General features: G+C 73.3%; 6 protein-coding genes. 5 read left to right on the forward strand and 1 reads right to left on the reverse strand.

The features are described from left to right. Positions 1-118: 118 nt before the first annotated feature. Entirely contained in the window at positions 119-1,234 is a 1,116-nt protein-coding gene (locus DQW06_RS01140; RefSeq protein ID WP_013152537.1) for a DUF3866 family protein, read from the reverse strand. A 98-nt stretch (positions 1,235-1,332) separates the two neighbouring features. Here DQW06_RS01140 and DQW06_RS01145 point away from each other — a divergent pair, with 98 nt between their 5' ends. From DQW06_RS01145 to DQW06_RS01165, 5 genes are all read left to right on the forward strand, one after another. Further along, positions 1,333-3,384: a YafY family protein gene (locus DQW06_RS01145; protein WP_013152538.1), complete on the forward strand. Its 2,052-nt coding sequence runs from the start codon at positions 1,333-1,335 to the stop codon at positions 3,382-3,384. 60 nt (positions 3,385-3,444) lie between these two features. Beyond that, the gene (locus tag DQW06_RS01150) at positions 3,445-3,630 is read left to right on the forward strand and encodes a hypothetical protein (protein ID WP_013152539.1); all 186 of its coding nucleotides are present in this window, start codon (positions 3,445-3,447) and stop codon (positions 3,628-3,630) included. A 66-nt stretch (positions 3,631-3,696) separates the two neighbouring features. After that, the gene (gene tatA / locus DQW06_RS01155) at positions 3,697-4,062 is read left to right on the forward strand and encodes a Sec-independent protein translocase subunit TatA (RefSeq protein ID WP_013152540.1); all 366 of its coding nucleotides are present in this window, start codon (positions 3,697-3,699) and stop codon (positions 4,060-4,062) included. A gap of 152 nt (positions 4,063-4,214) precedes the next feature. Next, positions 4,215-5,066 (forward strand): twin-arginine translocase subunit TatC, encoded by an 852-nt coding sequence (gene tatC, locus DQW06_RS01160; protein ID WP_041552527.1) that lies wholly within the window; start codon positions 4,215-4,217, stop codon positions 5,064-5,066. A 104-nt stretch (positions 5,067-5,170) separates the two neighbouring features. Beyond that, positions 5,171-5,596, forward strand: coding sequence for a DUF397 domain-containing protein (locus tag DQW06_RS01165; RefSeq protein WP_071621847.1), 426 nt, complete (start codon positions 5,171-5,173; stop codon positions 5,594-5,596). Positions 5,597-5,630 lie beyond the last annotated feature (34 nt).

The following is a 5,630-nucleotide window of genomic DNA, read 5'->3' on the forward strand; positions in this document are numbered from 1 at the left end:
GCACGGGGCGGGCGGGGCGCGAGCGCCCCCTTTAACCAGGGTAGAAGCCCGGACCCAGCTCGAACCAGACCGTTCCGGAGCCTGTGGACAACCCGCCCGCGCCGCCCCTGACCCGCGCCTACAGCAGCGCGGCCGCGTGGCGGCCCGCCGCCGCGGCGCTCAGGAAGGCCGCGCGGTCCTCCTCCAGGCCACGGCCCATCGTCGACACCTTCACCGGAAGCGTCCGCACCGCCTCCTCCAGCCCGTCCACACCCACCTCCACCAGGGTGTGCCGCTCGCCCAGAGCCCCGGCCTGGACGCGCACGCGCTCGCCGAACACCCCCGGCAGCAGCGGCACCACCACCTCCGCCCGCGCCAGCGCCACCCGCCCGTAGGCGGTCAGGCTGTGGTGCGACACCCCCCGGTGCCGCTCGCGCGCGTCGGCCTCGCTCACCCGCAGCGACGCCACCGGACGCCCGCCCAGCACCGCCGCCGCGTTCACCGCCTCACCGCACGAGACTCCCGAGAACCCCCACGGCGTCCCGGTGCCCAGGTTGCCCGGACCCTGGCACACCACCGCCACGTCCGCACCCAGCACGTGCCGGGCAGCCAGCAGCCCCGAATGCACGGTCACCGCCTCCAGGTCACCGCCGAAGGACTGCCCCGTGGTCACGCACCCCGCCAGCAGACCCTCCTCGCGCAGCGCGCCCACCAGCCGCGAGAACGCCGCGGGCAGCGCGCCCCCGTCCAGCATCACGTGGACGATCCGCGCCCCCGGCCGGTGCGCGCGCACCCCCGCCACCACGGCGGGCAGCGCCGAGTGCAGGTCGGCCACCACCACCGGCATGCCCTCCACGCCCTCGGCCGAGCGCAGCACCTCGTGGTGGGGCGAGCCCTGCTCGTCGGCGCCCAGCACGGTGGCCTGCAACGGCGTGTAACGGGCCTTGACCAGGTGGCCGGGCCCGCGGGGGTCAGGGGGCAGCCGGTCGGGCACGGCCACCACCAGCGCGTACCCGCCCGTCCCCAGCCCCAGGTCCAGGGCGCCGGTGTTGAGCAGCACGGTGTCGCCCGCCTCGGGCGCGCCCACCAGGTCGGTGTAGGCCAGCGCGCGGCACGTCACCTCTCCGCCCGCTCCCGCGGCCCCGCGGCCTCTGCGGTCCGCTTCGGCCACGGGCTCCAGCGCCACCGCGCACAGCACGACCCCCGGCCAGGAGGGGAGGATCTGACGGACTTCACCACGGCGCCACCGGATCATGCAAGGCACGGTACCGTCGTTGCTGAACCGGTGCCCGGGCGACGCGCCAGCGTCAGCCGCCGCCGGTCCATCCACCACGGGCGAGAAGGGTGCGGACGATGTCGCGCAGGAAGACGGAACGACAGCTGAACCTGGTCATCTGTCTGTTGTCCACGCGCCGCCACCTGACCGCTCAGGAGATCAGGAAGACGGTGCACGGCTACGCCGAGGCCGAGACCGAGTCCGCCTTCAAGCGCATGTTCGAGCGCGACAAGCGCGAACTGCGCGACAGCGGCATCCCCATCCAGGTGGGCACCGGCGACGCCATCAGCGGCGAGGAGGGCTACCGCATCTCCCGCTCCGACTACGAGCTGCCCGAGATCGAACTCCTGCCCGACGAGGCCCTCGTCCTGGGACTGGCCGCCCGCGCCTGGCGGCACGCCTCCCTCGGCGAGGCCGCCGCCAACGCCCTGTTCAAGCTGCGCTCCGCCGGGGTCCCCGTCGACAGCGAGGCCGCCCCCGGACTCACGCCCGCCATGCGCACCGACGAGCCCTCCTTCGGCCCGGTCTGGCAGGCCGTGCGCGACCGGCGCCCCGTCTCCTTCGCCTACCGCAAGCCCGGCCAGACCGAGGCCGAGACCCGCGAGGTCGAACCCTGGGGCATCGTCAACCTGCGCGGACACTGGTACGTGGTCGGTCACGACCGCCTGCGCGACGCCCGCCGCGTCTTCCGCCTGGGCCGCATCCGCGGTGAGGTGACCATCCTGCGCGGCGGCCCCGACGTCGTCGTCCCCGAGGGTGTGGACCTGCGCTCGGTGGTCGCGGGCCACAGCGCCGAGTCCGAGCGAACCGCCGTCCTGCGGGTGCGCACCGACTCCGCGCACGCCCTGCGCCGCAGCGCCCTGCGCGTGGTGCCCGGCGAGCGCGACAGCTCCGGCGTCGGCTGGGACACGCTCACCCTGCCCTACACCGACACCCCCGACCTGGTGCGGCGCGTGGCCTACTTCGGCTCCAACGCGGTCGTCGTCGAACCCGTGGGCGCCCGTGAGGCCATGGCCGCCCACCTGACGGCCACCGCCGAGACGGCCCCCGCCGCCGAGGCCGCGGACGGTCCCGGCACGGTGGAGGAGACCGAGGCCCCCGTCCGCGGTCCCCGCTCCGCCGACCAGCTGCGCCGCCTGCTGATGCTCGTCCCCTACGCCCTGGGTCGCGACGTGCGCGTGCCCGAGGTGGCCCGCCACTTCGGGCTCAGCGAGAAGCAGGTGGTCGCCGACCTCAGCCTGCTGTGGATGTGCGGCCTGCCCGGCTACACCCCCGGCGACCTCATCGACGTCGACCTCGACGCGGCCAGGGAGACCGGCGAGATCATCATCGCCAACGCCGACACCCTCGCCCAGCCGCTGCGCCTGACCGCCGACGAGGCGGCCAGCCTGGTCGTGGGCCTGTCCCTGCTGGAGGCGCTGCCCGAGACCGAGGGCCTGGAGACCGGCGCCCTCAAGCGGGTGGGCGAGAAGCTGCGCGCCGCCGCGGGGGCCGCCGTGGGCTCGCTGGCCGACTCGGTCCAGGTGCGCGTGGAGGGCGACGAGCAGGTCGCCCAGACCCAACGCCGCTGCGCCGACGCGCTGGAGGCGGGCCAGCGCCTGCACCTGCGCTACCTGTCGGGCTACCTGGACCAGGTCACCGAGCGCGACGTGGACCCCATGGGGCTGGTGGTCCAGGACGGCTACCCCTTCCTGGAGGGCTACTGCCACCTGCGCCGGGACGTGCGCCTGTTCCGCCTGGACCGGGTCCTGGAACTGACGGTGCTGCCCTTCGCCGCCGAGGTGCCCGCGGGGGTGGGCCGCCGCGACCTGTCCGGGGGCGTCCTCCAGCGCTCGGAGCGCGACGCCCTGGTCGTCCTGGACCTGGAGCCCGCGGCCCGCTGGGTGACCGAGGACTACGTGTGCGAGTCGGTGACCGAACTGCCCGGGGGAGGGGTCCGCGCCACTCTGCGCACTCCCGCTCCGGCCTGGGTGGTGCGGCTGGCGCTGCGTCTGGGGCAGCAGGGGCGCGTGGTGTCTCCTGTGGCGCTCGCCGAGGAGGCCCGGGCCGAGGCCCGCCGTGCGCTGGAGCACTACCGGACGTCCCAAACCTCCGCGAAATTGGTCGAGACCACTTCGTCGTCCGAGTGAGGCCCAGACGTTCACCCCGGGGCAAGGGACAGGTCGGTCCGGAAAGGATAAGGTTGCAGCGTGATAGTCCTCGCTGTCCTGTTCGGTGTGGTCGCGGCCGGACTCGTCGCCATCGGAGCCCTGGCGCTGCGCGCACGCCGCGCGGCGGGGGTGCTGTCCCTGGCGGTGGCACGGGCGTCGGACGAGTACCGGGCGAGCAACGCTGACCTGCGTGAGCGCGTCGGCCGCGGCGGCGCGGGGCCGTGATGGCCCCGCGTCCGAATGCGCGTACCATCGAAGGCGCTTGGTCGCGCCCCACAGAGAGGTAGAACCATGGGACCGTTCAACGGACCTACCATCGCCATCCTCATCGTCCTGGCGATCCTGCTCTTCGGAGCCAAGAAGCTCCCGGACCTGGCCCGCTCCCTGGGGCGCAGCGCGCGCATCCTCAAGGCCGAGAGCAAGGGCCTGGTCGACGACGACAACAACGAGTCCGAGGACAACGCGGACACCCGCGCCCAGACCCACCAGCAGCAGGCCCCCCAGCAGAACGCGCCGGGCCAGCCCCAGCAGGGTTACCAGCAGCAGGGCTACCCGCAGCCGCAGCAGCCCCAGCAGCAGGGCTACCCGCAGCTGCCCCCCGGCCAGCGCATCGTCGACGAGTCCGGTGAGACCACGCACCGCACCTACGGCAACTAGCTTCCCGGAGGCCGTGGAGCGACGCGCGCGCGGGCTCCGCCCCGCCCCGGAGTCCAGGGCCCCGCCGCCGAGCGGCACGGGGCCGGAGCAGACGACGAGAGAGTGACCGCACGATGAGGGCACGAAGCCGGGCCACCAACCCCGAGGCCCGGATGCCGCTCATGGACCACCTGCGCGAGCTGCGCAACCGCCTGGTGAAGGCGATGATCGCCCTCGCCCTGGGCACGGTGGTCGGCGTCCTGACCGACGACTGGGTGTGGGACTTCCTGGTGGAGCCCTACTGCTCCCTGCCGGTGTCCCAGGTGAACGGTCCCGACGACTGCTCGCTCATCGTCACCGGGCCCTTCGACGCCTTCTTCGTCTCCATGAAGATCTGGCTCTTCGTGGGCGCGCTCGTCTCCGCGCCGTTCTGGCTGTACCAGCTGTGGGCCTTCGTCGCCCCGGCCCTGCACGGTCGCGAGAAGCGCTACGCCTACGTCTTCGCTCCCCTGGCCGCGGTCCTGTTCGCGGTGGGCGCGACCCTGGCGTACTTCATCACCTCGTACGCGCTGACGATGCTCTTCGGGTTCCTGCCCGAGGACGCCGATCCCTTCCTCACCATCAGCGAGTACCTCAACTACATGCTCATCATGATGGGCATGTTCGGCCTGGGCTTCGTGCTGCCGCTTCTGGTGGCGCTGCTCAACATCATCGGGATCCTGCCGCACGCGGCCATCGCCAAGTGGCGCCGCGTCATCATCTTCGCGGTGTTCGTGATCGCGGCCGTCATCACCCCGGCCGAGCCGATCTCCATGCTCGCGCTGGCCGTTCCGCTCGTCGTCCTCTTCGAGGTGGCCGAGCTGTTCGCCTTCCTCAACGACCGGCGCAGGAAGCGCGACGACCCCTACGCCGGCCTGGACGACGACCAGATCTCCGAACTCGACGAGACGCCCTCCGAGCTGGACGAGACCCCCTCGCCGCTCGACGGTCCCGACGTGGGCGAGGAGAGCGGAAGGCGCTCCTGAGCCCCTCCGGCACACGCTAGGGTCGGGCGGTGGGACAGGCCGCGGCGCTGTCCCGTCGGCCCGGGCACCCCGGCCGACGCCGGTTGCTGGGAAGAGGAAGTGCGATGAGCGAGCGGACCGGGACCGGGCGGGAGCTCCCGCCCGAGGCCATGGGCAACGAGAAGTGGCACGACACCACCGACGCGGTCTGGATGCGGTCCTCCCTGTCCAAGGAGGAGTCCGAGGCCGTGGTCGAGGTCGCCACCTTCGACGACGGCTTCCGCGCGGTGCGCGACGGCAAGTCCCCCGAGAAGGGCACCCTGTTCTTCACCCCCGCCGAGTGGGAGGCCTTCGTCCTGGGCGCCCGTGACGGCGAGTTCGACATCCCCGAGGAGTACCTCACCGAGGAGGAGCGCCGCATCCAGCGCGGCGAGGTCGACACCGAGGTGGCCTGGGTCCCCTCGCCGCTGAACACGCCCAAGGCGATGGAGGAGTACCACCGCCGCCAGCGCGAGGAGGCCGGGCAGGGCGACGCGGGGGCCTCCGGGTAGGAACGGCCCGCCAGCGCTCCGGGCGCCGCCGTGC

Origin of the sequence: Nocardiopsis sp. TNDT3 (assembly GCF_003427465.1) — a bacterium.
Taxonomy (GTDB): domain Bacteria; phylum Actinomycetota; class Actinomycetes; order Streptosporangiales; family Streptosporangiaceae; genus Nocardiopsis; species Nocardiopsis dassonvillei.